This window comes from Ruegeria sp. K3, from assembly GCF_056531845.1.
Map to the genome: position 1 here is coordinate 298,088 of NZ_JBQFMM010000002.1, position 26,351 is coordinate 324,438.

Annotated in this window: 30 protein-coding genes and 1 tRNA gene; 5 read left to right on the top strand and 26 right to left on the bottom strand. The window is 55.2% G+C overall.

Annotation, left to right across the window (positions count from 1 at the left end; all coding sequences use genetic code 11):
- The first annotated feature begins 8 nt into the window (after positions 1-8).
- Both aroQ and ACR0MP_RS05235 read left to right on the top strand, forming a co-directional pair.
- Complete coding sequence (gene aroQ / locus ACR0MP_RS05230) at positions 9-458, top strand: type II 3-dehydroquinate dehydratase (protein ID WP_170405767.1); 450 nt, start codon at positions 9-11, stop codon at positions 456-458.
- Entirely contained in the window at positions 455-1,207 is a 753-nt protein-coding gene (locus ACR0MP_RS05235; protein WP_480885900.1) for an autoinducer binding domain-containing protein, read from the top strand. Before aroQ ends, ACR0MP_RS05235 begins: the two co-directional genes overlap by 4 nt.
- Before the next feature lie 362 nt (positions 1,208-1,569).
- Here the strand turns inward: ACR0MP_RS05235 and tsf are convergent, their stop codons facing one another.
- The 5 genes from tsf to ACR0MP_RS05260 form a co-directional block, all read right to left on the bottom strand.
- On the bottom strand, positions 1,570-2,445 hold the full coding sequence (gene tsf, locus ACR0MP_RS05240) for a translation elongation factor Ts (protein ID WP_170393077.1): 876 nt from the start codon (positions 2,443-2,445) through the stop codon (positions 1,570-1,572).
- A gap of 76 nt (positions 2,446-2,521) precedes the next feature.
- Positions 2,522-3,322: a 30S ribosomal protein S2 gene (gene rpsB, locus ACR0MP_RS05245; RefSeq protein WP_480885902.1), complete on the bottom strand. Its 801-nt coding sequence runs from the start codon at positions 3,320-3,322 to the stop codon at positions 2,522-2,524.
- Between the two features lie 168 nt (positions 3,323-3,490).
- The gene (gene olsA, locus ACR0MP_RS05250; RefSeq protein ID WP_480886153.1) at positions 3,491-4,345 is read right to left on the bottom strand and encodes a lyso-ornithine lipid O-acyltransferase; all 855 of its coding nucleotides are present in this window, start codon (positions 4,343-4,345) and stop codon (positions 3,491-3,493) included.
- Positions 4,332-5,087 carry an L-ornithine N(alpha)-acyltransferase gene (gene olsB, locus ACR0MP_RS05255; RefSeq protein ID WP_480885904.1) on the bottom strand — a complete coding sequence of 252 codons (756 nt, stop codon included), beginning with the start codon at positions 5,085-5,087 and terminating at the stop codon, positions 4,332-4,334. The genes olsA and olsB overlap by 14 nt, the downstream gene beginning before the upstream one ends.
- A 105-nt stretch (positions 5,088-5,192) precedes the next feature.
- Positions 5,193-5,375: a DUF3553 domain-containing protein gene (locus ACR0MP_RS05260; RefSeq protein ID WP_010440107.1), complete on the bottom strand. Its 183-nt coding sequence runs from the start codon at positions 5,373-5,375 to the stop codon at positions 5,193-5,195.
- A 42-nt stretch (positions 5,376-5,417) separates the two neighbouring features.
- Here ACR0MP_RS05260 and ACR0MP_RS05265 point away from each other — a divergent pair, with 42 nt between their 5' ends.
- Complete coding sequence (locus ACR0MP_RS05265) at positions 5,418-6,014, top strand: histidine phosphotransferase family protein (protein ID WP_170405755.1); 597 nt, start codon at positions 5,418-5,420, stop codon at positions 6,012-6,014.
- On the opposite strand, the gene ACR0MP_RS05270 is transcribed toward ACR0MP_RS05265, so the two are convergent.
- The 9 genes from ACR0MP_RS05270 to ACR0MP_RS05310 form a co-directional block, all read right to left on the bottom strand.
- Positions 6,011-7,273: a glutamate-5-semialdehyde dehydrogenase gene (locus ACR0MP_RS05270; protein WP_480885906.1), complete on the bottom strand. Its 1,263-nt coding sequence runs from the start codon at positions 7,271-7,273 to the stop codon at positions 6,011-6,013. The two genes, ACR0MP_RS05265 and ACR0MP_RS05270, sit on opposite strands and share 4 nt — an antisense overlap.
- Positions 7,274-7,312: 39 nt before the next feature.
- The gene (gene proB / locus ACR0MP_RS05275) at positions 7,313-8,419 is read right to left on the bottom strand and encodes a glutamate 5-kinase (RefSeq protein WP_170393083.1); all 1,107 of its coding nucleotides are present in this window, start codon (positions 8,417-8,419) and stop codon (positions 7,313-7,315) included.
- On the bottom strand, positions 8,407-9,441 hold the full coding sequence (gene obgE, locus ACR0MP_RS05280; protein ID WP_170405748.1) for a GTPase ObgE: 1,035 nt from the start codon (positions 9,439-9,441) through the stop codon (positions 8,407-8,409). The genes proB and obgE overlap by 13 nt, the downstream gene beginning before the upstream one ends.
- Positions 9,442-9,478: 37 nt before the next feature.
- Positions 9,479-10,015, bottom strand: a complete 537-nt coding sequence (locus tag ACR0MP_RS05285) for a GNAT family N-acetyltransferase (RefSeq protein ID WP_170393085.1) — start codon at positions 10,013-10,015, stop codon at positions 9,479-9,481.
- Complete coding sequence (locus tag ACR0MP_RS05290) at positions 10,012-10,620, bottom strand: LysE family translocator (protein ID WP_170595640.1); 609 nt, start codon at positions 10,618-10,620, stop codon at positions 10,012-10,014. Before ACR0MP_RS05290 ends, ACR0MP_RS05285 begins: the two co-directional genes overlap by 4 nt.
- A gap of 95 nt (positions 10,621-10,715) precedes the next feature.
- The gene (rpmA, locus tag ACR0MP_RS05295; RefSeq protein WP_010440093.1) at positions 10,716-10,985 is read right to left on the bottom strand and encodes a 50S ribosomal protein L27; all 270 of its coding nucleotides are present in this window, start codon (positions 10,983-10,985) and stop codon (positions 10,716-10,718) included.
- 11 nt (positions 10,986-10,996) lie between these two features.
- Entirely contained in the window at positions 10,997-11,614 is a 618-nt protein-coding gene (locus tag ACR0MP_RS05300; protein WP_170405742.1) for a 50S ribosomal protein L21, read from the bottom strand.
- A 233-nt stretch (positions 11,615-11,847) separates the two neighbouring features.
- A complete protein-coding gene (locus ACR0MP_RS05305) occupies positions 11,848-12,576 on the bottom strand; it encodes a DUF2059 domain-containing protein (RefSeq protein ID WP_480885909.1) in 729 nt (242 codons plus the stop codon).
- Positions 12,577-12,653: 77 nt separating this feature from the next.
- The gene (locus ACR0MP_RS05310; RefSeq protein ID WP_480885911.1) at positions 12,654-13,496 is read right to left on the bottom strand and encodes a DUF2059 domain-containing protein; all 843 of its coding nucleotides are present in this window, start codon (positions 13,494-13,496) and stop codon (positions 12,654-12,656) included.
- A gap of 123 nt (positions 13,497-13,619) precedes the next feature.
- Between ACR0MP_RS05310 and ACR0MP_RS05315 the strand changes: the two genes are divergently transcribed.
- A tRNA-Ser gene (locus tag ACR0MP_RS05315) sits at positions 13,620-13,709 on the top strand.
- Positions 13,710-14,072: 363 nt separating this feature from the next.
- Here ACR0MP_RS05315 and ACR0MP_RS05320 read toward each other — a convergent pair.
- From ACR0MP_RS05320 to ACR0MP_RS05375, 12 genes are all read right to left on the bottom strand, one after another.
- Positions 14,073-14,693 carry a class I SAM-dependent methyltransferase gene (locus ACR0MP_RS05320; RefSeq protein WP_480885913.1) on the bottom strand — a complete coding sequence of 207 codons (621 nt, stop codon included), beginning with the start codon at positions 14,691-14,693 and terminating at the stop codon, positions 14,073-14,075.
- 296 nt (positions 14,694-14,989) lie between these two features.
- Entirely contained in the window at positions 14,990-15,466 is a 477-nt protein-coding gene (locus ACR0MP_RS05325; protein ID WP_170405730.1) for a DUF411 domain-containing protein, read from the bottom strand.
- 825 nt (positions 15,467-16,291) lie between these two features.
- Complete coding sequence (gene cueR, locus ACR0MP_RS05330; protein ID WP_170405727.1) at positions 16,292-16,678, bottom strand: Cu(I)-responsive transcriptional regulator; 387 nt, start codon at positions 16,676-16,678, stop codon at positions 16,292-16,294.
- A 15-nt stretch (positions 16,679-16,693) separates the two neighbouring features.
- Positions 16,694-19,204, bottom strand: a complete 2,511-nt coding sequence (locus ACR0MP_RS05335; RefSeq protein WP_480885917.1) for a heavy metal translocating P-type ATPase — start codon at positions 19,202-19,204, stop codon at positions 16,694-16,696.
- Between the two features lie 325 nt (positions 19,205-19,529).
- Positions 19,530-20,258: a DsbA family protein gene (locus tag ACR0MP_RS05340; protein ID WP_480436160.1), complete on the bottom strand. Its 729-nt coding sequence runs from the start codon at positions 20,256-20,258 to the stop codon at positions 19,530-19,532.
- 1 nt (position 20,259) lies between these two features.
- Positions 20,260-20,733, bottom strand: a complete 474-nt coding sequence (locus tag ACR0MP_RS05345) for a c-type cytochrome (protein ID WP_170406434.1) — start codon at positions 20,731-20,733, stop codon at positions 20,260-20,262.
- A complete protein-coding gene (locus ACR0MP_RS05350) occupies positions 20,733-21,995 on the bottom strand; it encodes a multicopper oxidase family protein (RefSeq protein ID WP_480885919.1) in 1,263 nt (420 codons plus the stop codon). The genes ACR0MP_RS05345 and ACR0MP_RS05350 overlap by 1 nt, the downstream gene beginning before the upstream one ends.
- Before the next feature lie 147 nt (positions 21,996-22,142).
- On the bottom strand, positions 22,143-23,042 hold the full coding sequence (locus ACR0MP_RS05355; RefSeq protein ID WP_480885921.1) for a c-type cytochrome: 900 nt from the start codon (positions 23,040-23,042) through the stop codon (positions 22,143-22,145).
- Positions 23,043-23,051: 9 nt separating this feature from the next.
- On the bottom strand, positions 23,052-23,639 hold the full coding sequence (locus tag ACR0MP_RS05360) for a c-type cytochrome (protein ID WP_480885923.1): 588 nt from the start codon (positions 23,637-23,639) through the stop codon (positions 23,052-23,054).
- A 396-nt stretch (positions 23,640-24,035) separates the two neighbouring features.
- Positions 24,036-24,485, bottom strand: coding sequence for a c-type cytochrome (locus ACR0MP_RS05365; RefSeq protein WP_170405712.1), 450 nt, complete (start codon positions 24,483-24,485; stop codon positions 24,036-24,038).
- A 69-nt stretch (positions 24,486-24,554) separates the two neighbouring features.
- Positions 24,555-25,136, bottom strand: a complete 582-nt coding sequence (locus tag ACR0MP_RS05370; RefSeq protein WP_170819291.1) for a L,D-transpeptidase — start codon at positions 25,134-25,136, stop codon at positions 24,555-24,557.
- 217 nt (positions 25,137-25,353) lie between these two features.
- On the bottom strand, positions 25,354-25,587 hold the full coding sequence (locus ACR0MP_RS05375; protein WP_480885925.1) for a hypothetical protein: 234 nt from the start codon (positions 25,585-25,587) through the stop codon (positions 25,354-25,356).
- Between the two features lie 182 nt (positions 25,588-25,769).
- Here ACR0MP_RS05375 and ACR0MP_RS05380 point away from each other — a divergent pair, with 182 nt between their 5' ends.
- On the top strand, positions 25,770-26,324 hold the full coding sequence (locus ACR0MP_RS05380) for a hypothetical protein (protein WP_170393102.1): 555 nt from the start codon (positions 25,770-25,772) through the stop codon (positions 26,322-26,324).
- Positions 26,325-26,351 lie beyond the last annotated feature (27 nt).

Consider the following 26,351-nt stretch of genomic DNA (forward strand, 5'->3'; position numbering starts at 1 on the left):
GTTTGAATATGCACAATATCCTGGTTCTGAATGGTCCGAACCTGAATTTGCTTGGTACACGGCAACCCGAGGTCTACGGCGCAACGACGTTGCAGATGATCGAGGACCTGTGCGTTGCGCATGGTGAAACGCTGGGTCAAAACATAACCCATCTCCAATCCAATCACGAAGGCGCGCTAATTGATGCGATCCACGCGGCACGCGGCGCTCAGGATGGTATCGTGCTGAATGCAGGCGCATTCACGCATACATCGATTGCGCTGATGGATGCGATATCTTCGGCCGAAGTACCCGTGGTCGAAGTTCATTTATCTAACATTCACGCGCGCGAGGCGTTTCGTCACAAATCGCATATCGCACCAGTCGCGATTGGACAGATCTGTGGTTTTGGCGCGCAAAGCTATGTTCTTGCACTGAACGCGATTGCCGCGCATCTGGCTGAGAGGGACACAGGATGACCCTCAAAGAGTATCTGAATTTTCTAAGCTACACGAAAACTCTGGAAGAGCTTTGGGATGCACATTGCCGCCAGATGGAAAAGTATGGCTTCGACCGGCTGTTGTATGGGTATACGCAATACCGAACGGCGACTTCGCTCGGCGATCCAGAAGACTTTGTAATCCTGACCAATCACTGCTCGGATTACTTGGAAGGGTTCCTTCAATCTGGCCTGTATTTTCACGCCCCCATGCTGAAATGGGCGCTGAACAACGAAGGCGCTGCAAGTTGGAGCATGATACAGGACATGATGACCAGCGGGGTCATGTCGAACGAAGAGCTTCGGGTTTTTGAGTTCAATAAGTCGCGCGATATTACAGTAGGTTATACGGTCAGCTTCAACTCGGTGTCGATGCGTTCCAAAGGGGCGATTTCGCTTGCGGCACGTAATCACAGCCAGGAGGAGATGGACGAGGTCTGGAACGAGCACGGCGACGACATCCTTCTGATGAACAATGTTGCCCATCTCAAAATCCTGACCTTGCCATATCATGCCCCGAACCGCGCGCTGACCAAACGCCAGCGCGAAGCTTTGCAATGGGTCGGCGACGGAAAGACCACGCAAGACATCGCGCTATTGATGGGTTTGACTTCGGCAACGGTGGAAAAACATCTGAGACTCGCGCGCGAGGCTCTTTCGGTTGAAACAACGGCACAGGCCGTGTTGAAGGCCGCGTTGCAGAATCAGATGTTTGTGATGGAAGCATGACCCTATTTTGATGCTAATTAGCATCAAATTGACCTAGGGTAAGGAATACATGACTTTCCGAATCTCCCGATAAAATTGCAAATTGATATTGTTCCGTGAGTGGTGGCTTTAGCCAGGGAACGTTTTGATCGGATCTTTGTAATACCAAAGCTCTCTGATCGCTCTGACACCGAGGCGTCTATTCGTCCACGTCTCTTTGTCGGGATTATTGAGGGGCCCTTCCATCCCCATCATGCAGGGCCCCTCAATTCACCAATCTTCGCAAGCATCGGTTCACAGGCTTTTGACATGAAAAAACCCGGCTGCGCTATGCAACCGGGCTCGGTATTTGTTGCAGCCTCTAACTGAAGCTGCAAAAGATTTTAGCCTTGGGCTGCCTTTGCAACTTCGGCAGCGAAGTCTTCTTTTTCGACCACGATGCCTTCGCCTACTTCCATGCGGACAAAACCGGTGATGGTCGCACCCGCTTCTTTGGCGGCCGCTTCGACGGTCAGGTCAGGATTCACAACGAAGTCCTGGTTCAGAAGGGTCGCTTCGGCGACGAATTTCTTCATGCGACCGACGATCATCTTTTCGATCACCTGCTCCGGCTTGCCGGATTCGCGAGCGATGTCCATCTGGACCTGCTTCTCTTTCTCGACAACTTCCGGATCCATGTCCGCCTCGGACAGGGCCGCCGGGTTCACAGCCGCAATGTGCATTGCAACCTGCTTGCCGAAGGCTTCATCGCCGCCGGACAGAGCAACCAGAACGCCGATTTTGCCCATGCCGGTTGTCGCCGCGTTGTGAACGTATGACACGACGGTATCGCCCGACAGTTTCGACATGCGGCGGACCGACATGTTTTCACCAATGGTGGCGATCTTGTCAGTCAGGGTATCTGCAACAGACTTGCCGCCCAGATCAGCAGCCAGTAGCGCATCGACGTCATCAACACCCTCGGCTGCGTAGGTGATCTTGCCGACCATCTCCTGGAATTCACTGTTTTTCGCAACGAAGTCGGTTTCCGAGTTCACTTCGACAGCAACACCGTTGCCGCCGTTGACGTGAACAGCAACCAGACCTTCGGCTGCGGTACGGCCCGATTTCTTGGCCGCCTTGGCCAGGCCTTTGGTGCGCAGCCAGTCAACGGCTTCGTCCATGTTGCCGCCGGTTTCGGTCAGCGCTTTTTTTGCGTCCATCATGCCTGCGCCGGTCGAGTCGCGCAGTTCTTTTACCATTGCTGCTGTGATTGCCATCTTTTGGCTCTCCTCAATTCAAACGGAATTGGGGCAGGTCTACCCTGCCCCATATGTCATTTACGTGACGGGCAGCTTACGCTTCGGCTTTGGCTTCCGGCGCGGCTTCTTCAGCGGGTGTTTCTTCGGCTACGACTTCTTCAACCGGAGCTTCTTCGAATGCACCCAGGTCAACGCCAGCAGCACCCATCTGAGCGGTCATGCCGTCCAGAGCGGCACGTGCGGCCAGATCGCAATACAGAGCGATTGCGCGCGCTGCGTCGTCGTTGCCGGGGATGATGTAGTCAACACCATCGGGCGAGCAGTTGGTGTCGACAACAGCCACAACCGGGATACCCAGCTTGTTGGCTTCGGCGATAGCCAGTGCTTCTTTCTTGACGTCGATGACGAACAGCAGATCCGGAACGCCACCCATCTCGCGGATACCGCCCAGTGAAGCCTGCAGCTTGGCCTGGTCACGTTCCATGCCCAGACGCTCTTTCTTGGTCAGGCCTTCGGCACCCGATTCCATGGCTTCGTCGATCTGGTTCAGACGGTTGATCGACTGGGAAACGGTTTTCCAGTTGGTCAGCGTGCCGCCCAGCCAGCGGTGGTTCATGTAGTACTGAGCTGACTTTTCAGCGGCATCTGCGATCGGCTGAGCTGCCTGACGCTTGGTGCCTACGAACAGAACGCGGCCACCTTTTGCGACGGTGTCACGAACAGCCTGCAGAGCCTGATCCAGCATCGGAACGGTCTGAGTCAGGTCCATGATGTGGATGCCATTGCGCGAGCCGTAGATGAACGGGCCCATGCGGGGATTCCAACGCTGTGTCTGGTGACCAAAGTGAACGCCAGCTTCCAGCAGCTGACGCATGGTGAACTCGGGAAGAGCCATGCTTTACTTTCCTTTTCCGGTTTACGCCTCGGCGGGGGTGAAAGAAGCGGATGCTCCAACCGGCGGGCCAGATAAGGATGTCTCCCTCAAAAAGCCCAAACCCCGCCTGCGGGTTTGAATGGCGCGCGTATACGGCAGGTTTAGCATCAGCGCAAGGGCCAAATGCCCCTATTTTTCAAGCCGCGCCAGTGAATGCGCATGACGTACCGCGTCTTCGCAATGGGCTGCCAGAGCTTTGCGGTTTTCAAAGTCGCTAACCTTGGCTGGCGCGTGGTAGATCAATTCCACGGTGCCTTGTCGACGTGCCCCCAAAGTCTTAAGCAAATGCGGTCCGAAATCCATGTCGCCCCACCAGCCATAAAACCTATCGGGCTGACCTTGGGGAGCGTGAAAGATGACCGAAACCGGTTGAACATACATGAATTCCCGCAGCTCTTCAGTGAAGAACGCGGCAAAGAGTGTTGTTTTAAAGGGTAAAACTCGCTGTCCGTCGGTCGAGGTGCCTTCTGGAAAGAACAACAGCTTGTGCCCGGCTTTCAGACGTTCCTCGAAAATCCGGGTCTGCTCGCGGGCTTTATTGCGATCACGTTCGATGAAGACCGTACCCGTCGCGCGTGCCAGCCAGCCGATGCCGGGCCATTTTGCAACTTCGGCTTTCGATACGAAATACACGCGCTTACGGGCATTCAGCGCAAAGATATCCAACCACGACGTATGGTTTGCAACCACAGCGCCGCGTTCCTGCATGAGCGCGCCAGAGGTGCGAAATCTGATCCCGAGAATTCGAAATGCATTGCGACAAACGAACTGAGAAATGAACGGTGTCACCGGCCGTTGAACGCCATAAAGCGGTCGTTCGATGAGACGTATGGCCAATAAGACGAACAGCCCCCCAAAAACCAGAAGGGCCAGCGGCAGACCGCGAAGTATCACCAGGACCCAACCTAAGAAACCAAGCTCAATTGGATCAGGCGCGTCTTCACTTTGCCACGATGGGTCGCTCACAGGGTTATGCTCCACCATAAATACGCCGCTGACGCTCATTCATGCGGGCTGTGTCAAGGATCAGACACACATCGGTTGTGTTGAAGGCATGATCGATAAATGCCCCATCGCCCACGAATCCACCGAGGCGAAGGTAGGCCTTGATGAGAGACGGCACTTGAACCATCGCCGCGCGCCGATCCAGCGCGTCGGGTGCCAAAAGGTCCATTGATTGAAATACCTCTGGCTGGGCCCGAACCCGCAAATCCAGCGGGGCAAGATGGTTGTGATGCAGCATCGACAGCGGCTGCGCCAATTTGCTCACGTCGGTTCCGTGGAAACTCGCGACCCCGAACAAGATCTCAATACCACGCTCAGTGACGTATGCAGCCAGACCATTCCACAGATGATACATCGCCGTGCCACCACGATAATCCGGATGCACGCACGAGCGTCCAAGCTCCAACAGCTTGCGCCCGCTTTGTTTCAGGACGGTGAGATCGTATTCATCCTCGGAGTAGAATTGCCCCAGTTCGGCAGCTCGCTCACCAGGAAGCAGTCGATAGACGCCGATCACCTCTCCAGATGAATCGTCGATGGCGAGCATATGATCGAAGTATGGATCGAACCGATCCTTCTCGAGCCCCGCCTCATGATCCACCATCTCGCCGCCACCGCCCAATTCCTGAACAAATACGTCGTAGCGCAGTCGTTGGGCCGCCCGCAGTTCAACCTCGGTATTGGCCAATTTGACAGTGAATGAGGGGCCTTCGTCGGGCATCAAGAAAATTCCATCGATCGCTGTTGCGCGCTGATAACGCGATTGCTCGGCCAAAGGCAACAAGCCCGCGTTTTGCCCGAGTTGTTAACCTTTCCTAAACCAGTTTCACGGATCAAAGACCGGCATCAGGGCTATACGTGTCCCGTCGATCACCACTTTCCCCTGCTCGCGAAAGTTAACGGTGATCTTGCCTCCGATATTGGACTGCACTTGTCCAACGCCCCAATCGGGGAAATCGGGGTGGCGGACATACATGCCCGGTGCAAGAATGGCATTCAGATCTGTCATGTTGGGCTCCGGGTCCAATGGCAGGTGCAGCAGGAGGTACGCATGGGCGCGTCAGACGTCAACCTGGCCGAATTGATCGGCTCTCGGATCTGTCATGATCTGATTAGCCCCATTGGGGCAATTACCAACGGGCTTGAGCTGTTGGAGATGGTTGGCGCAGTCCAAGGCCCTGAAATGGAGCTGATTTCAGGCAGCGTTGGCAGTGCAGGCGCCCGCATCCGGTTTTTCCGCGTTGCCTTTGGATCAGCAAGCGATCAGCCATTGGGTCGCACCGAAGTGGTCGAGCTTCTTAAAGATGTGGAAAAGGCCGGGCGTCTGCGGATCAGTTGGAACCTGACCGAACCTGTCCCGCGCAATCAGGTTAAACTCGCGTTTCTGGCTGTGATGTGCTGTGAAAATGCGATGCCCTTCGGCGGCGAAGTGGAAATCGAAACTCAGGGCGACGCATGGACGGTGACTGGCGTTGCTGACAAGCTGAACCTCAATACGGGTCTGTGGAAAGGGATTGGCTCGGGGCGATTTACCGAAAAACTAAGCCCGGCGCAGGTTCAATTTGCCCTGCTGCCGGATACAGCCTCGACGATGGGTCGCAGAATCACGGTAGAAACGACCGCAACCCAGGTGACACTGCGGTTTTAGTGCCGCGTGGTCCCGTTTCCGCGTACCAGATACTTAAAACTGGTCAACTGAGCGGCACCGACGGGACCGCGCGCGTGCATCTTGCCGGTGGCGATACCAATCTCAGCACCCATGCCAAACTCACCGCCATCCGCGAATTGCGTCGAGGCATTATGCATCAGGATAGCGCTGTCGAGCCGTTCGAAGAAGTGCTCGGCGGCCGCGGAATCCTCGGTCATGATACTATCGGTGTGGCTTGAGCCAAACTGCCGGATATGCGCAATCGCGGCGTCGATATCTGCTACGGGCCGTGCAGCGATGATACTATCTAGGTACTCTTTGCCCCAGTCATCATCCGACGCAGGAATGGTGTTTTCATTGGCCAAAATGCCTTCGGCATGCACTTCAACACCCGCAGCTTGAAGAGCAGCGATTAGATCACGGCCCAGTGTTTCTGCAACGTCTTGATGGATCAGCAAGCATTCTGCCGCGCCACAGATACCGGTGCGCCGGGTTTTGGCGTTCAACACAACATCCAGCGTCTTCTGTGGATCGGCGGCTTTATCAACATAAATATGAACGATGCCTTCGAGATGCGCAAAGACGGGCACGCGCGCCTCGCGTTGCACAAGACCCACCAATCCTTTGCCACCTCGGGGAACGATGACGTCGACATAATCAGTCATGCTCAAAAGCTCTTGCACCGCAGCCCGGTCGCGAGTCGGCACCAGTTGAATGGCGTCTTCGGGCAAGCTAGCAGCTGCTAGCCCCTCAACCAGACAGGCATGGATCGCGGTTGACGAATGAAAACTCTCAGACCCGCCTCGCAAGATCACGGCGTTTCCGGATTTCAGGCACAATGCACCCGCATCCGCCGTCACGTTGGGACGGCTTTCGTAGATCACGCCGATCACACCCAAAGGCGTGCGCACACGCTGAATGTTGAGGCCCGAGGCCATGTCCCATTCGGCCAACACCTCACCCACAGGATCGGTCTGATCGGCAACGGTGCGCAGCCCGTCAACCATGCCCTGAACGCGTGCTTCATCCAGCATCAAGCGGTCCATCATCGCGGGGCTCAAACCCTTTTCTCGCCCGAACTCCAAATCCTTCTTGTTCGCTTCGATAATGTCGGCACGTTTGTGCCAAACGGCGTCTGCGGCTGCGATCAGCGCGGCGTGCTTGCGTTCGGCGGTGGCAAAGGCAAGCTCTTGCGAGGCTGCTTTGGCGCGCGCACCAAGGTCGGCCATCATTGCGGGAATGTTGTCGAAATCCTTCATCTCATGCGCCTTTCGGTCTCAGTTTATCAAATCACGCCCTTATAGCGCCAGATCGTCCCGGTGGATCAGGGCCGCGCGGCCTGGATAGCCTAGCGTCGCCTCGATTTCAGACGATTTACGTCCTTTGATCGCATCCGCCTCTTGCGCGGTATAGCGACTTAGCCCCTGTGCCAGCCTCCGCGCCTGCGCATCCAGAACAGCGACGGGATCGCCGCGACCGAAATCACCCGTGACCTCGACAATGCCAGCGGGCAACAGGCTTTTGCCATTGGAAAGCGCCCTTGCCGCGCCGTCATCGATCACGATCTCTCCGCGCGGTTTCATCGCCGAAATCCAGCGTTTCCGGGCTGCATGCGGATCGAGCGTGGCCGTGAACCAAGTGCAGCTCGCTCCATTTTCGAGCGTTTTCAGCGGGTTCAGGGGTGATCCTTCAGTTATCGCCATATCGCAGCCAGCTGCGGTTGCCATCTTGGCAGCCAACAGCTTGGTCTTCATGCCGCCCTTTGACAGCCCCGATCCCGCGTCACCTGCCATGGCCTCGATCTCGGGCGTGATCTGTTTGATCACGTCATATCGGGTGGCTGTCGTGTCCTCGTTGGGATTGCCCGAATAGAACCCGTCGACATCTGAAAGCAGGATCAACTGATCCGCGCCGATGGTCACGGCGATTTGCGCTGCCAGCCGGTCATTGTCGCCATACCGGATCTCATCCGTGGCGACTGTATCGTTTTCGTTGACAATCGGAACAACACCCAGGCTCAGCAGCGTTTCCAGCGTTGCACGGGAATTCAGATAACGCCGCCGATCCGCGCTGTCTTCCAACGTGACCAGCACCTGAGCGGTTTTGATCTCATGCGGCGTCAACGCTTCTTCATACGCACGGGCCAGCCGAATTTGTCCAACCGCCGCAGCGGCCTGTGACTGTTCCAGCGGCAGATTCTGCATCGGCAGGCCAAGTACACCTCGACCCAACGCGATTGACCCGGACGAAACCAGAACAACATCCGTCCCCTGCCCTTTCAGCCAAGCCACGTCCTGCGCCAGCGATTTCAGCCAATCCGACCTGAGCAATCCCGTATCCCGGTCGACCAACAAGGCCGATCCGATCTTGACCACCAGGCGGCGGGCATGGGTCAGGGTTGCCAAGGCGTGGCCTCCTCGGCGGGTTTCTGGCGCAGGCGGTTTTCATCGATCTGAGCCCGCAAGGACCGCAGCACCTCGGTCACGCCCAAATGCGCAACGCCTGACATGGTTATGACCGGGCCGCGAACGGCTTCTTCCAGTTCGGCCTTGATCAGTTCGCGTTCCTCATCGTCCAGAGCGTCGATCTTGTTCAATACGGTGATACGCGGCTTATCCGCCAGCTCTCCGCCATAGGCCTCAAGCTCGGTGATGATTGTGCGATAGTCATCGACCACAGTTTCCGAGGTGCCGTCGACCAGATGCAACAGTACCGCGCAGCGTTCCACGTGGCCAAGAAACCGGTCACCGATTCCACGCCCCTCATGCGCGCCTTCGATCAGACCTGGAATGTCGGCAACGACGAACTCCACGTTATCGACACCGACAACGCCCAGATTGGGGTGCAGCGTAGTAAAGGGATAGTCGGCGATTTTGGGCCGTGCATTGGATGTGGCAGCCAAGAAAGTTGATTTCCCGGCGTTGGGCATGCCCAAAAGACCCACATCCGCAATCAGCTTCAGCCGCAGCCAGATGGTGCGGTCGATCCCCGCCTGCCCAGGATTGGCGCGGCGCGGGGCCTGATTGGTCGCGGATTTGAAATGCAGGTTGCCAAAGCCGCCGTTGCCGCCTTTTGCCAGCAAAAACCTCTGGCCAACCTCGGTCAGGTCACAAATCACGGTCTCTTCGTCTTCGTCCAGAATCTCGGTTCCGACGGGAACGCGCAGGATGATGTCGTCACCATCCTTACCGGTGCGTTGCTGACCGCGACCGGGTTGGCCGTTCTTGGCGAAGAAATGCTGTTGATAGCGAAAGTCGATCAGGGTGTTCAGCCCGTCCACAACCTCGGCCCAAACAGACCCACCCTTACCGCCGTCCCCACCATCGGGTCCGCCGTATTCGATGTACTTTTCACGTCTAAAGCTGACGCAGCCGCCACCTCCGGCCCCGGACCGGATGTAGACCTTTGCAAGATCGAGAAATTTCATAGCTGTCCCCTACTGCAAAGGCCCCATCGGCCACAAGTCAGAGTTTCTTTGTATAGGTCCAGGTGGGCACATTCGCATCGCGCGCCACCGAATAGGTTTCCGCATCGCCAAGATACTGGAATCCGCAATGGGTCAGAACCCGGGCCGAGGCCGGGTTGTCCTGGAACACGCTGGCGAACATGGTCGCGTTTTCCAGCGGATTGGCGTTGACCAGCGTTTCAACGGCCAGCGATGCAATGCCGGTGTTCCAATACACCGGGGCGACCCAATAGCCGACCTCGGACTGGTTGCGATCCAGCCGAGTCAATGAAATCAGTCCGATCAGCTCCGGGCCACCATCCTTTGTGGCATCCATTGCCCAGACATCCTCGTCCCGGTCTTCGGCCATCGCGCGCATCACAAACGCCTCAATCGAGCCGGGTGGCAATGGATGCGGGATCGATGTCGTCATGCGCGCCACACGCTCATCGCCTGCGTAATGCTCAATGAGACCCAAATCCGACCGACGCAGAGGGCGAAGGTCGAACCGCTCGGTTTCAATGACCGGCTGATTTATTATTGCCTCAATCTTCATGAGTGCGTTCCTCCTCCGAACAACACAAAAAGTACGGACGCAACTGTCAAACTGGCTAACGTCCACATCAGATATTTTTCTGCAGGCCGACCTTCAACCGCATGGGCGATCCGATCTCCTGCAAATGTCCAGATCGGGTGCAATACGATCTGGCAGATTAACAAACAGAGAGCGATCGTGAGGGTCGCCTCAAAACTGGGTGTTCCTGTTGCCACAAACCCGGTGAAACCTGCGATAATCATTGCCCAAGCCTTAGGGTTAAGCGGATGCACTATTAACCCCGCCAGAAAACCGGGCACTTGCTTATCCGATTGACCTCGGGAAAGCCGCAGATTGGCAATTTTCCACGCGAGCCAGCAAATATATGCAGCAGAAGCATATTTGAGTGTCTCGAACACCAACGGCACCTGATCGGCCAGTTGCATCAGGCCAAAACCAACCGGCCAGATGATCAGCTGTTTGCCCAGAATGACCCCGCCCACAAAGGGTAGAGCCGACCGAAAGCCATAACGCGCACCTGTTCCCAGCAGGACCATATTGGCCGGTCCGGGCGTGCCGACCTGCGAAGCGGCAAAAATCAGGAAACTGGTGGTTGCGACTGTCATCGGTTCTGGTGATCACGACTGCGTTAAAACGAAAAAGGGACCGGCACTTTGTGCCGGTCCCCCATGAATTTTTCTTAAACCTTCTGGGTTTCGGCTTACTCTGCGGCCTCCGCCACTGGCAGGACCGAAATAAAGGTGCGGTTTTTAAGTCCCTTATGGAACTTCACGGCGCCATCGACAGTTGCAAAGATGGTATGGTCTTTGCCCATGCCTACGCCTTCGCCCGGCCAGAACTTGGTGCCGCGCTGACGCACGATGATGTTGCCTGCGATGGCGGCCTGGCCACCATACAGTTTCACGCCAAGGCGACGACCAGCTGAGTCGCGACCGTTACGGGAGGAACCGCCAGCTTTCTTATGTGCCATTCTCTCTCTCCTTAGCCCTGAGCCAGCTCTTTGGCTTGCTCAACCCATTCGGGTTTCACTTTGATAGTGTCGATAGCAGCAATCTGCTCGTCCGACAAGGCGGCCAGAGCGGCAAAGCTTTCGATACCGGCTTCAACCAGCTTTTTGGCAGCGGCAGGGCCGACACCGTTAAGGGCTGTCAGATCGTCAGCGGCAGCAGCTGCGGCGGGTGCCTCTGCTTTGGCTTCAGCTTTCTTGGCAGGCTTTTTCGCTACCGGAGCAGCTTCGCCAGCCGGTGCCGAACCGGTTGCAGCTTTGATGCCCGACTTGTCAGCGCCCGACGACAGGATGTCGGTGATTTTGACCAGAGTCAGTTTCTGACGGTGACCAACAGTACGCTTCGAGCTGTGCTTACGACGGCGCTTGACGAACTTGATGACCTTGTCACCTTTGATCTGTTCGATCACTTCGGCCTGTACACCTGCGCCTTCAACGAAAGGTGCACCAACAACCGGTGCGTCGCCGCCCAGCATCAGAACATCGTTGAATTGAACTTTTTCACCTGCGTCAGCAGCCAGCTTTTCAACACGGAGCACATCGCCCGCATGAACCTTGTACTGCTTGCCGCCAGTCTTGAGGACCGCAAACATGCGTCTTTCCTTTGTCTAACCGCGTTCTGTGGTCCCCGATTGGGTGTTACTGGCTTTCGCCACCTCGAACAGCGCGCCCTTTTCGGGCTGTGTGAATGACCTTTGGCACATGCCATCAGGTCAAAGAATAACGATACCCGGCGCGGAAAGCCGGCCGGGATGCGCGCTTATCGAAGCATTCATGAAGAAAGTCAACCAAAAATCCGCAGCTTTGAGATCCGAAAATCTGCGGCTCAGAGATCCGAAGCTTTCATGGCTTGCGCGACGGATTGCCCAAGCTGGTAAGAGATGCCGTTTAGCATCTCATCAAAACCCATGAACAAGGCGGAATTCAAGGCCCGACCCGCATCGGTGCGGGAAAAGGCGATGTTCTCTCGCATCTGAGACTCGTTCAACGGCTGATAGGCCAATAAAAGGAACGAGTACATCCATTCAGTTGTCTCAGCCCTGGTGTTCTCATGCTGAGATAGCAGTTCCTGCAACACGGATGCATCGTCAAACAGGGCGCTTTGCCCAGAGGCAAGTCCTTGGTAAAAACTATAATCAGCGCTGATGGTGCCTTGCACATTTTTCTCGATCAGGTCGTTGACCTGCACATATTCATCTACAAGACGAAAAAACATGCCCTCGCGATCAGCCTGTTCGTAAGCGCTGCGTGCCATCTCTTCGATCGCGTCATCTGCAATGGCCCGGCGCGCCGAGTTTTCCAGAGAAACGATGCTTTGCCCCAGTTCGCTTTCAAAAAAGATCGAAGCTTGTTCTAGCTGCGCATCGGACATCATCTCGCCAACCGACAGCGAAAGTTGTTGGTGCATCGTGCTCGGATCGTACAAATCCTCAACTTGCGCCAAAAAATAGGCTCCTGCTGAGCTGCCCAGCATCGACTCGTTGATTGCATGCCCTTGCGCCACGCCTTCTTCACTAAGAATTTTCATAAAATCCAAAATATGCATCGCCTGCATCAGTCTTTCAGCACGCTCGCTTGCGGCCAGAGGCAGCGCCCAGATCGTCAAACAGAGTGCCGTAGCTAAAACTCGCATCAGATATCCTGCGCCGGGCGCAATTCGGCCATGCGGGCGGCTAATACTTCAAACCGCATCGCCATGATTTCATATTGGATCGCATTCAACAGCTCATAGACCTCCTGCATCAGAGGCTGTTCCAGAGCGTCAACATAGGCGTCGACATCCTCATCCGAGAAATCCTGGTAGGTGTAAGCCGCCCCTGCCAAAGCTGACAGTTGCAGAGATCGACGCAACTCACCTTCATTGCGTTGGATCATCGCGCGCAGTTCATCTCCGCTCAGTTGCATGTCGATAATGCCAGACGCACTTGCGGCCAGTAAAAACCGCACCTGAATCTCTTGCAGCGCGCGCAGCGAGGTTCCGCTGGCGTCCACCGCACGGTTCATGCGCTTCAGGCTTTCAACGCGCGATGAGCCTACTTTTATCAACTTCGAGACGATTTCCTGCCCGGCCAGTTGTTTGGCATCATCATCGTCATCCATATGAGCGGCGTTTTCAGCAACGACCAGTCTTTGCCCCAACTCCGAGGCATAAAACGAGACCGCGTGGACCAGCGCCTCTTCGCTAAGCGTCTGTTCAAGGATCAAGACGGCCGTTTCGTGCATCAAAGCGGTATCAAACACCTCTTCGGTCAGACGCGCCCAATCCGATCCGAAGCCGTCAGGGTCGATACCCAGCATCTGCGGGGCCGAAGCAGAGGCCTGCGCTATGCTTTCCAAGGCAACGTCAAAACCTGTCGTGGTCAGAAACGCCTCAATCTGATCCTGACTAGCGGCCTGGGATGGCGAGGCCATGACACCAAGCGAGAAAATTGGAAGGATGAGGCTGATTGCGAACTGGCGTATAAAGTAAGTCATACATATCAGCCTAGGTGTTTTCTTACCTCTGGCAATGGAAAATCCCACTATCGTCAAAATCCGGTATTTTCTGCTTGCACCCCTGCCCGTTCACCACTAAATCCCCCCCTCACAGACCCCCGCGGAGAGGTGCCGGAGTGGTCGAACGGGGCGGTCTCGAAAACCGTTGTGGGTGCAAGCCCACCCAGGGTTCGAATCCCTGTCTCTCCGCCACTATGCCCTAAAAAACAGTGAAAATTGTCTGGTCTCAGGACTTGGTACAGCTTTAGGATTGGCGTTTCAGGAGGCCAAAAGTGTAATACTATGCCCATTCTCAGGCCTTCTGATTATGCCAGCTATGCTCCTATTGGTGCACACTACGTCACCTTTGGGCCATTCCAAATTCGTTCAGGCAATCGAAAAAGGGGCCTACGCCTGCAGGATCCCTTTAGATCTTTGCGGCTTTTCCTCCGTTCATTCAAATTTGGAGATAGAACAAAAGCGATTTGCCGATTAGATATCAGGCAAGTTTTTTTCTTAGCCAATCCTCAGAAGCGTGATGGGCAGGTCGGCTAACGACCAGTTTCATCTGCGGCTTCACCGGAAGCGGCGAAAAAGACTGAACTGAAATGACTGTCTTTTGCCCAAGGGAGTTTGATGCAGATGATGGCGATGTGCGATGAGTTCGAAGCTTTCTTGCAGTAGCCTGGAGAGGTCGCTTGGACTATATCGGGCGACTTGGAGGCCGCTGCATTTCTCTGGTCCATCTGGCGCAAAGGTGGCAATGATCACATGTCCGCCGACACTCACCCCACGCCGGAGACTTTTCAAATAGGCCGCCTGCTCTGCTGGATCGACGAGGAAATGGAACACCGCCCTATCGTGCCACAGATCGTAATGGCGATCAGGCACCCAAGAAGTGATGTCTGCCGAAATCCATTTCACTGTTTCACAGGCTTGTCCAAGCCGGTTCCGCGCTATATCCAGAGCGACCTGCGATAGATCGAGGACTGTAATATCGTGGAGCCCCATAGCGAGTATAGAGCTCGCAAGGCGGGATGTTCCTCCGCCAATGTCGATGACTGATGAATTCGCAGTTGCGCCAGACATCTCGATCAGTTCGAGAGAGAGACGTGGATCATCTTGATGCCAACTCAACTGGGCCTCGGACTTCTCGCCATAGACGACGTCCCAGTGTTCCTTTCTTTCGACCGTCATATCTCCACGCTCCACCAACTTAAAGTAGCGAAAGCACTCTTCGAAAGACTGCTCTGCCGGGTTTGCCTATCTGCCTTCCTTTTAGTCCGCGGAAGGCAGTATTGGCTGAAATCACGAAAAAAGAAGGCGACCAACACATTTTAGCGGCTTGGCTTTCTTTTTTGCTGGTGACTTACCGAACTATTCTCAACCAACTGTACATCTCGAGTTACGCTTCAATCGCCGCCATTCACAGCAACCGTAAAGAGATTCAAACGCACGGCGGTTTCGTTTGCGGTATACGTTTAGGTTGCCGATCAAGCTGCCTCGTAATGGTTGAACACTTCCGTGGTGCCATCCTTACCGATCAGGAAAACCGAATAGGCTTCCCGCTCACTCTCCGGCCCCATACCAGGTGAGCCATAGGGCATACCTGGCACTGTCAGCCCGACCGCATCAGGGCGTTCGGCCAACAAGCGCCGGATGTCCGCCGGGGGCACATGACCTTCTATGACATAGCCCTCGAGCAAGCCCGTGTGACAGGACGCCATCTCTTCTGGAATACCCTTGTTAGCTTTGTATTCGGACAAAGTCTCCCAGGAGGCATTCTGCACTTCCATCTCGAATCCTTCGCGTTGCATAATATCAATCCACGCGCCACAACACCCGCATGCGGGGTCCTTGAGAACCTGCACCAGCGGTTTGGTCGTTGCAAATGTAGGTGAAGCCAGGGCGATGCCGGAGGCGCTGAGGCCAGCCAGGAAAAGGCGTCGGTCAAGTTTCGTGGTGGTCATGTCATTTCCTTTCCGGGTTTACGCCTGCGCTGTGATATTCGGTCTTGTGACCGAAATCGCAGGCAAGTGCTATGATTTGTGTCAAGCACGCGATCATGACCAGCCCTGTTTCTGTTCGCTTTCGGTGCATAGCGCACGCATGTCGCAACCGCTTGGATACGATGAGCGCCAAGGCAAATACTGATAGTTTAGCCTCTCTTCCACACATAATAATCTCCTTACGACCGCAGTGCATGCTCGAACAGAAACAATTTGAAAACCCGCACTTTCGGGACTTTGGGTGTTAGGATACTTGTGGAGGAAGATTGGGCGTCAGAGGCGCTTGAGAATTATGGTTATCCGTGTCCATGTTACGGTTTCTCTGGCCATAAGCTTCCACCAAAACCGCAAGTCCTAATTGGGTCGGGTTTTCACCAACGCAACAGGTTCCGGTGTGGCATGCCCCGCCACAACTCACGCAGTCGTCCGCGCAATCTTGATCGGTGGTAGAATGCGAACGGCGATTGTTGTGTTTGAATTCAGATGCTTTTGACGCGATCGAAACGCCATACTGTCTGTGGCTGTCTGCGATCTCAAAGTCGTTGTTTGCAAAAGCAACAGAGCCGATGATTGTCACCGTAAGACAGACGCGCACTAAAAGCGTTTCTCTTAAAACAGGGATCAACTCATTCACCGTACTGCGGACGTAGTGTGATCGTGGCAACGTGCTGACCCGAAGCCAACAAAACTACAATTGATAGTGCGGCGCGCACTAGAGAAGAGCGGATTGCCACGTCTGAAGAAAAAGATTGCCAAACTTGGAGGCAGATCAAACAACAAGGTTAACTACGCTTGGCCCAAGTTTTTTAGAATTGGACAGTCTGGGCGGTGGTCGCCAGCGCATTCTTCGATCAGATGAGACAGTGTTTCATGCATCGCCTTCAGATCGGCAATCTTATCGTCGATCTCTTTCAGATTCTGTTTTGCAATTTCTTTCACGTCCGCGCTGGCACGTTCTTTGTCCTCGTACAACGCCAGTAGTGAACGACAATCCTCAATGGTAAAGCCCAATGAGCGGGCTCGCCCGATGAAAGCCAGCTTGTGCAGTTCCTTTTCGTCGAAATGGCGATACCCATTGAGGCTCCGCTTGGGTTTGATGAACCCGATATCCTCGTAATAGCGGATGGTTTTGGCAGGCAGACCCGAACGTTCTGCTACATCTCCGATATTCACAGCGGTTCTCCTATACTATCCAGCATGCACTGAACGCAGCGTTTGCTCGGTGTTCTGCGAGATCTGTTCTCGCCCAACTTTGATCGGCTTTACCCAGCGCAACCGCAGCGCATTGGTCAGGACAAATACGCTGGACAGCGCCATGGCACCTGCGGCCAAAACCGGCGACAGCAGCGGGCCGCCAAACGGATAAAGCACCCCTGCCGCAACCGGTATGAGCAGTGTGTTGTAGCCGAACGCCCAGAACAGGTTTTGGCGGATGTTATGCATGGTGCGCTGACTAATATCGAAGGCATTGACCACGCCCGTCAGGTCGCCTGACATCAGAACGACGTCAGCCGCTTCGATGGCAATGTCAGTGCCTGTCCCGATCGCAATTCCTACCTCAGCTGCCGCCAAAGCAGGCGCATCATTGATGCCATCACCCACAAAGGCCAGTTTTCCGCCATTTGAACGCAAATCCTGTAGCGCGGATACTTTACCCTCGGGCAGAACTTCAGCCACGACATGATCGATGCCAAGCTGCGCCGCAATGGATTTGGCAGTAGCGGCATTGTCACCGGTGATCATCGCTACTTTCAGGCCCAGCCCGTGCAGAGCTTCGATTGCGTCCGGCGTGGTGGTTTTGATTGGGTCCGCCACAGCGATTACGGCCGCGATAGCCCCGTCTACGGCAGCATAAAGTGGAGTCTTTCCGTTGATTGCGAGTTCAGCGCCCCGATCAGACAACGCGCCCATTTCTACCCCTTCGCGACTCATCAGGCGGTCGGCCCCGATCAGGATTTTATGGCCTTCGACTGAGGCGCTTACCCCGTAACCGGTGATCGACGTGAAGTCTTCTGGCTTGGAAAGCTCCAGACCACGGGTTTCTGCCGCGCGCACGATGGCTGTGGCGATTGGATGTTCGGAAGTGACCTCAACGGCAGCAACAAGGTGCAGAACCTCGTCTTCGGTCATTCCTTCGGCCACAATCAGGTCGGTCAGCTCCGGACGCCCTTCGGTCAGGGTGCCCGTCTTGTCCACCGCAACAACGGTGGTTTCCTGCAGCATTTGCAAGGCATCGCCCTTTCGGAACAGGACGCCCATCTCGGCAGCGCGGCCAGTGCCGACCATGATGGAAGTAGGTGTGGCCAACCCCATGGCGCAGGGGCAAGCAATGATCAGTACCGCAACCCCGGCCACCAACGCCAGGCTAAGCGCGGGATCGGGTCCGAACAACATCCATACCAGCACTGTCACAACGGCCACTGCGATCACTACCGGCACAAACCACAGCGTGATGCGGTCGACCAGGCCTTGAATCGGAAGCTTGGCACCCTGTGCTTGTTCGACCATCTGAATGATCTGGGCCAACATAGTGTCTGCGCCGATCTTTTCAGCACGGTACGTCAATGCACCCGCGCCATTTACGGTCCCCCCGACCACAGTTGCGCCCTCGGTTTTTTCGACGGGAACCGGCTCTCCGGTGATCATGCTTTCATCGACATATGACGCGCCGGTCATTACGGCACCATCCACCGCGATTTTTTCGCCCGGTCGAACGTGCACAATATCCCCTTCAACGATCTGCTCAATCGGTAGCTCGACAACCGATCCGTCGCGCTCAACTCGTGCTGTTTTTGCCTGCAGACCGACCAGTTTTCGGATCGCTTCACCCGTTCGGCCCTTGGCGCGCGCCTCGAGGAACCGCCCAAGCAATATAAGAACCACGATTACCGCTGCGGCCTCGTAGTAGACATTTGCGGTTCCGGCAGGAAGAATATGCGGCGCAAAGGTCGAGATCAGTGAGAACCCATATGCCGCCGAAGTGCCCAGGGCCACCAGAGAGTTCATGTCCGGCGCGCCTTTGACCAAGGAAGGGAATCCCTTGGTGTAGAACTGCAAGCCTGGCCCAAAAAGAACGATCGTGGTCAGAAGGAATTGCAGGTAATAGCTGTTCTGGATGCCGATGGTGCTCGCTATCAGGTGGTGCATGCCCGGAATAACATGCGAGCCCATTTCGAGAATGAATACCGGCAATGCGAGCAAGGCGGCGAAGCTTGTTCGCCACGCCAAATGGCTGATCTCTGCCGCTTTACGGTCGTGTGGTTCGGTCTGCGTTGCGGATCGCAGGCTCGCCGGATAGCCAGCAGACGCCGCATGCGCCGCTATGGCTTCGGGTGTTGTGACTCCCTCAGCATAACGCACAGTTGCACTTTCAGTGGCCAGATTGACCGACGCGGACAAAACGCCGCCATCGGCTTCCAGGGCTCGTTCAACGCGCCCTACACAGGATGCGCAGGACATGTTCTGAATATCCAGAGTGACCTCTGCCGTCCGCGCCGGATATCCGGCGCGGTTTAACGCATCAGCAATGGCCGCTTTATCGGCTGGATCGCGGAAATCGACCTGAACGCTTTCACTGGCGAGATTAACCGAAGCGGTATCTACCCCTGGAACATCTTTCAAAGCGCGCTCGACGCGCCCAACGCAGGAAGCACAGCTCATACCCTGAACCTGGAACCGCGCATGTGAATTTTCAGTCATATTGTCACCACGTATGTTCTGCTGACGGGCAACATAAGGGTTCCAGCAAGTGGAAGGTCAAGGGATGAGGCTGACTTTCTTTCTCATCATCCATGACGACGCTAAGTATCCCGGATATGAGCTGCGGGCTCCGCAAGTTAGTTATAGACAAAGCCATTGACACAGTAAGTTCCTCCGCACAGTTGAACTTTGACATGAAAAACCGCAGGCTACGTGTCTTAAGCGCTAATCAACTTGATCATATCCTTGCAGCTCTGAGTCCGAGGGATGCGAAGCCACGGTCGCAACAGAAGTTTAGGAGCGCACATGCTGTCGTCCCTTAGTTCTATCTTGCGTCTCTGACTGCCTCGATTAGCCGGGTCATTTCATCTTCGGCGATCAGCCCCGGGGCAAGCGCATCTCCAATCACAAACGAAGGGGTGCCACTGAAGCCAAGCTGCCGGGCCAATTCCATGGACACTTGAATATGCGCGTCGACTTCCGGCGCCTCCATGTCTGCGCGCAATTGATCCTCGTCCAGGCCGAGTTCCCGAACAACTTTCAGGACGCTGGCCTCAGTCGCACGACCGTTCAGCGCCATAAGCGCCCAATGGAATTCTTCATATTTTCCCTGGTTTCGTGAGGCAAGCGCGGCGCGTGCCGCAAAGTCGGAACCTTCTCCGAGTATGGGCCATTCTCGGTAAACAACTCGGACATCGGAATCGCCTGCGATTACGTTTTTCACGACCGGGGCCGCGCGTTTGCAATATGGGCAGTTATAGTCAAAAAACTCGACTACGGTTACATCACCTTCCGGGTTTCCGATGACAGGCGCATTCGGATCCTGTTCCAGCAATTCACGCTGATTTTCCAAGACGTTTCCAATGGCTTCGGCTTTTGCCTGATCCTCGCGCTGTTGAAGCAATTGAATCGCCTGCATGATGATTTCAGGGTTTTCCATAATGGCTTCCAGAGCCAGCCGTTTTACATCGGAGTCAGACAATTCGTCAGCACTCGCCATAGCAGCACCAATCGACATAGTGATGGCAATTAAGCCTGCAAAAAATCGTTTCACGTCAGTTTCCTTCCGTTTGTTCTGCCTCGGTGCGCTGCTCTTGCAGCTTGCGTTCCCGATCCGGCCAACTCTCCTTGATGAAGGCAAGGATGTCCCAGATTTCCTGATCCGACAGAGTGTCCTCGAAACCTGGCATACCGCTTTTGACATCAGCGACGCCCATCTGTTTTAGTGTTTGGTACCCGCCAAGCTTTGTATAATCGAACAACAGCTTGTCGCCGTGATGCCAGGTGTGCCCTGTTCGGTCATGCGGGGGAGCTCGCAAGACGCCATCTGGATCAGGTGTCTGCCAATCTGGTTGACCCTCCAAATTTGCCCCGTGGCATGACGCGCAGTTTTCGGCATACAAAACTGCACCACGTGCCGAATCCGCTGATGCACTGTTTTGTGCACGCCCGCTCAGGCCCCAGCCAGCGACCGCGACAATGATCACCACAGCAGCTAGTGACACCCATTTCGCCGCGCTCTTGTTCATCACGCCACGCTCAGCCAGGTCTTCATTCCAGCGGCCTGATGCGACAGCATATGGCAATGAAACAGCCAGTCCCCCGGGTTATCCGCAACGAACGCAATCTCCCGCGTTTCCATCCGGTCAACCAGTATCGTGTCTCGCAGCGGTCCCAGGCTCCCGTTCGACAGTACTTCCTGAAAGTGCGTCCCGTGCAAGTGCATGGCGTGCGCAAAGACAGTGTCGTTCTGCATCTGAATACGGACTATGTCGCCACGCGAAACAGAAGCGAGCGGGTCTTCGGGTAACCCTGCGACTCCGTTGAATGTCCAGATCTGTCCTTCCTGAACCAACTCATTAGCGCTCATGACTTGGCCGTTGTAAGTACCTTGACGCAGTCCGCCCATCGCCCCGCCTTCCATCACCAATTGAACCTTTAAGGCGTCAGAAACATCTTCAAGAAAAGAAACAGGGTTGGGTGGCAGAGCTTCAATCTCACCGCGGCTGGCAGATGTACCGCTTCCCGAAACCGGGATCTCAGCGATAACAAATGATTCATCGCGTTCGTGAAGAGTTATTTGAACGGCTTCGTTCGATTCCGCTGTGACGTCGACGATCAAATCTGCTCGCTGCGCAGGTCCGAAAACAAGTGTTTCGAAATCTTCTGGCTGCCTTACAGGCATGCCATCATAAGCGACCAGTTTCCCGTTTGCGCCACCTACTGACACATACATGATCCGATCAGTTGCCACGTTGACCATTCGAATTCGCAATCGCTGGTTCGTCAAAACTTCGGTCATTGGCGATATGCGCGCGTGAACGTAGTTTCCCATGCGACCTGCATGGGTCCAATCATGCATTGCACCAAAATCATCTACTATTTGAGCGTCCTTACCCAACCGCCAATCATCCAGAAGGATCGTGATGTCATGGTCCGTGTCCGGCGGGTCCGTTTCGTCGACGATGAACGCGCCGTAAAGGCCCTTGGCTACTTGTACCGTTGACTGGTTGTGAGAGTGATACCAGAAGGTCCCCGCGTCCTTCAGAGGCAAGTCATACTGAAATTTGCCGCCGGTTGGTACAGCCTCCTGCGTAAGGCCCGGCACCCCGTCCATATTGTTCGGAACCCGCAATCCGTGCCAATGGATTGCTGTAGGCTGAGGTAGCGAGTTCAGGAGTGTCCGGCGAACCGTTTCGCCTTGCCGGGCACGAATTTCAGGGCCTGGAACACCGCCATCATATCCCCATATCTCGGTTTCCGGATAGTTGTTGGGGGCAACACGCGCCAATCCTGAACGCGCCTCGATTATTCGGGGGGCGGTAGCCGACCTCCCAATAGTCGGCACTGCGATTAGTGCCGACGTGCCTACAACAAATTGCCTGCGATTAAGCTTCATTAGGACTTCCTTCCAAAGAATACTTGATCTCTCACTGGATTATCCCCCGTCGTGCACATCCAGCAGATAGGTCGCCATTGCCTTCAGGTCTTCGTCTGTCAGAAAGCTGGTGCCATAGTTTACGACCTCTCCCATGGCGCCGCCGAAGACATCGCCATCAGGCATGACGCCGGTGCGCAACGCGTAGGCCAGATCATCAACTGTCCACCCACGCATTTGCAGGGTCTCAAAGTCGATGGCCGGTGCCTTGTCACCGCCCGGCAGTGAGTCACTTCCCTTGAAGTGTTCCGTGTCAGAATTTCTTGCGCCAGCCAGGTTTCTCCCGGTGTGACAGGCGGCACAATGCGTGGCACCTTCAACGAGTAACCGGCCCCGGTTCCATACATCATCATTGCCCGGCACGGGATCGGTCCGCGGCTGTTCCAAAAATGCCGCCCGCCACAGCTTCAGGCCCCATCTCTGATTGAAGGGGAACACCATTTCCTGCTCTTTTGACGGTTCCGCTACTGGCGGAACCGTTTGCCAGGCGGCCCAAAGATCGGCGATGTCCTGATCCGTGAAGTTGGCATAGAACGGATAAGGAAAGGCCGGGTAGTAGGGTTGTCCGTCGGGCGACACACCCTGACGCACAGCGCGGGCAAATTCCTCGATGGTCCAATCACCGATCCCGTGATCGGGATCTGTGGTCAGGTTCGGCGAAAAGAGCGTGCCGAACGGGGTATCCAACTCCACCCCACCGGCCAAGGGCGCACCTCCTTTGGCAAAGTCTGTGTGGCAGGCGATACAGCCGCTTGCCCTTGCCAGATACGCCCCGCGGTTAACGTCACCTTGAATGTCGAGAGCTTGTAAGGGCTGGCCAATCGGCCAAGCCATCACAGCAACAAACCCTGCTGACGCCGTAACGGCGGTAGCAAGACCCAACCGTATTATCGGCTTCATGATGCATTCCTATTCCGACCGAAATCGCGTGTGACACGCCGAGCATGTCTGGCTCAGCATCATGAACACACCATCTGCCGGCATTTCAGATAGCTGTGCTAAGTTTGGACTGCCAGCCATCATCCCGCTGCCCATCATGGAACCACCTCCCATCATGGAACGACCTCCCATCATGGATTTGCCGCCCATCATGCCGGAACCATGACCCGATCCGGACGCCATCAGCCCGTTGTCTGCCGAAAGCGCAAGGCCTTCTGAGTAGATTTCCAACTGTCTGGCTATTTCTGTAAAGGAACCCCAATCCTGCCAGATTTGCGATTTGGCCTCCGAGGGTTTGCCATCAGATCCCTCTGGAAACAGCTTTGTCATGCTTTCACCGGCGTGGCTTCCGATTTTCTTGGCTTCGCTTCGTACCGTTTGCGCATTGTAGGGCGTTTTCCCCTGCATCATCGGTGTAAGGACCTTCATGCTGTCCTTCATCGCGGACATACCGTCCATGCGTTCTTTGACGACGCCGGTTGCGCCACCATGCGCCAAGGCGGCCGCCGCAAATAGAGAAACCAGGGCCACGCCTGTAGTCATTTTTAGAAAGTTCATTTCCTTGTCCTTTTCGTCTGCTTCGACGCGCCCATCTTGAGCGCAATTCGACTCGTCAGATCAGGACACGCGGCGGTGGTGGGTCAAACGCGATAATACCAAGAACCCGGTATTGAGCTCGCGGGATCGAGTATCTTCGTTCCGTGCCTTGGGGACCCGGCGGTGTTGGACCCATCAAAAATAGTCCAACAGCGTTGCAGATCGCTCCGCCATGACAATGCCCGGGATGACCCTGCTTGACATGTTCGACGTCCGCAGAGTCGGTTTGGTCAATCACATGCTGTGAATCACCGCCATGTGCATGAGCAGAATCGGCCGTCACAAGTAGCCCGCCAATAGCCAGCGCAATTGACAGGATGGAGTAACGAATTGCTGTGCTCACTAGACTCGTCACCTTCAGAAAATCCCGTTTTCTTGTTGCAACTCTCTTATGTACGTCACGATGCCTTTCACATCCGCGCGAGTTAAACCATCGACCGGCGGCATGTTACCGAACTTCCAATGGTGTGCCCGAACACCATTCTGGACGGCCACGTAAAATGCCTCGTCCGAATGGTGGCCAGGTTCATAGATTTTATGCACCAAAGGTGGTGCAAGGCCCTCCAGACCTGTTGCATTCCCGCCATGGCACGCCGAGCATTTTGCGTCGAATGCCACTTTGCCGACGGCCGCAAATTCGCTTAGCTGGTCCGGTAGATTGACGTTTTGGATTGGGTCTCCTGACGCCAGCGTCGACGTATCAGGTGTCGTCATCGAATGGCCAGCTGGTTGCTGATTTAGATTGTAGACGATTGCGACGGCACCTGCGATCGCCACACCGCCTATCATGAGTGTAAGTTTATCCATTTTACTATTTCACGTCGTTGTCAGTTACCGAGCTTAAGCACCTGTCCAGAAAAGCCATCTTGACCATGGTCAGATCAATTTTACCTGCGTGCCCACGGTGGCCAGTTCGAACAAGTCCGCGATCTGCTCATTGTACAAGCCGATGCAGCCATTGGAGGATCTTCTTCCGATCTTGCGTGTGTCGTTGGTGCCGTGGATCCGGTAGTATTGCCAGCTCAAATAAAGTGCATGTGTCCCCAGAGGATTCTCCGGACCCGGGCCCACATAGTCGGGCCAAGCGGGGTTGCGCTTTTTCATTGCTGGTGTCGGTCGCCAAGATGGCCCCTCAACCTTGCGAGTTACTGTGGTGTAGCCCAGCCTTGTAAGGTCTTCCGTCAGCGGCACGCTGGTTGGATACATCCGATAGACGCTCTCGTCTTCTGACCAATATTGCAGGACCTTGGACTGTGTATCGGACAGGATCACACCATTCTTAAGCGTATCAAAGTGATCCTGCCATTTAGCAACGCGGAATGAGGAAACATTCCGGCGCGTCCCCTCGGTTGTCATCGATTGGGCCCAAACGGCCGGTGCTGGAAAAAGAGTTGTCGCAGCAAACGCGGCAATCACTCCGCGTCGCGTAACAGCCTTTCTATCCCTGTTCGGTTTCATGCCTGCCACCCCAAACGTGTATTCTTGCTTTACGACTCATTTGGGCTGTATGCCCGGTTCCCGCGCTGGAAGGTCAACAAACAACAGGTTTTGCGTAAGCGAAATTTCGTCTGGAATACTGCTGCCGTCGGCACATGGGGCGGTTTCAAAGGTGGCTTCAGATCGTCAAGCCATTGTGAAGAAGAAACTATTCTTGGGTACTCACACCGAAACAACGTCAATACAGGTAGATAGCAAGAATGAAGCGTTTTCCCGAGCTCCTATCGCCTTTGTTCAGATTGCTGCCCGCTTTCTGTGCCGAACCTGCCCATCTTGCCGCCACAAAGCTCTTGTCTCTTAATGCAAGGACTTCTGTTTTGATGTAGAACACGGTCTCGGAAATCGTTGTGAGTGCAAGCCCACCCAGGGTTCGATTCCCTTTTACTTCGTCATCAATCAATTCATCCTTCAAGGCTGTTTCTTTGCTTGTGTTGCGATTCCTGCAATGGATGGCATGATGTTGCCACTGCCTGCAGTGTCAATCAGCGCAGTGTGGCTCAAACCCGCAATATGCTGCAAACTCACGTGTTTTCCCCTTTGCTTTAACGTACCTTAACCCCATCTGAGCGACACATCATTTGAAGGAGACATCCAATGTCGCGTCTTTTACTTATCGTAGCCATCGCCGTTATCGGCGGAGGCGCTTACTATTTCGCCACAAAACCTGAACCAACCCCTGCCGAGCAGTTGCAATCGGCGGCTGAAGATGCCTCAGAGGCGGTTGGTGAAGCAGCCTCGGCAATACAAGAGGGCGCTGCTGATGCCGTTGAGGCGGCGACTGAACAAGCATCCGAGGCTGCGTCCTCGATTGCTGATCAGGCCTCGGAAGCTGCATCTTCGGTATCGGAACAGGCCAGCGACGCTGCTACTTCTTTGACCGAGCAGGCCAATGATGCAGCCTCAGCAGCTGGCGATCAGGTCGCAGCGCTTGCCGGTCAGGGGCAGGAACTGTTCAACTCGTGGGTTCAGGACGGCATGCTGACCGCGCAGAATTTCGACTATGACGCAATCGTCACGTCGGTTCAGGAAAGCGCCTTGTCTCAGGACATCAAAACACAGGTTATGAAGATCCTCGACGAGATCAAAGCGTCGCCTGAGCTGGTTGTCGCGAAGATACAGGATCTGCGCAATCTGATGACGCAGCAGTGATCAATTCCAGAACCAGCCCTAAGAGGG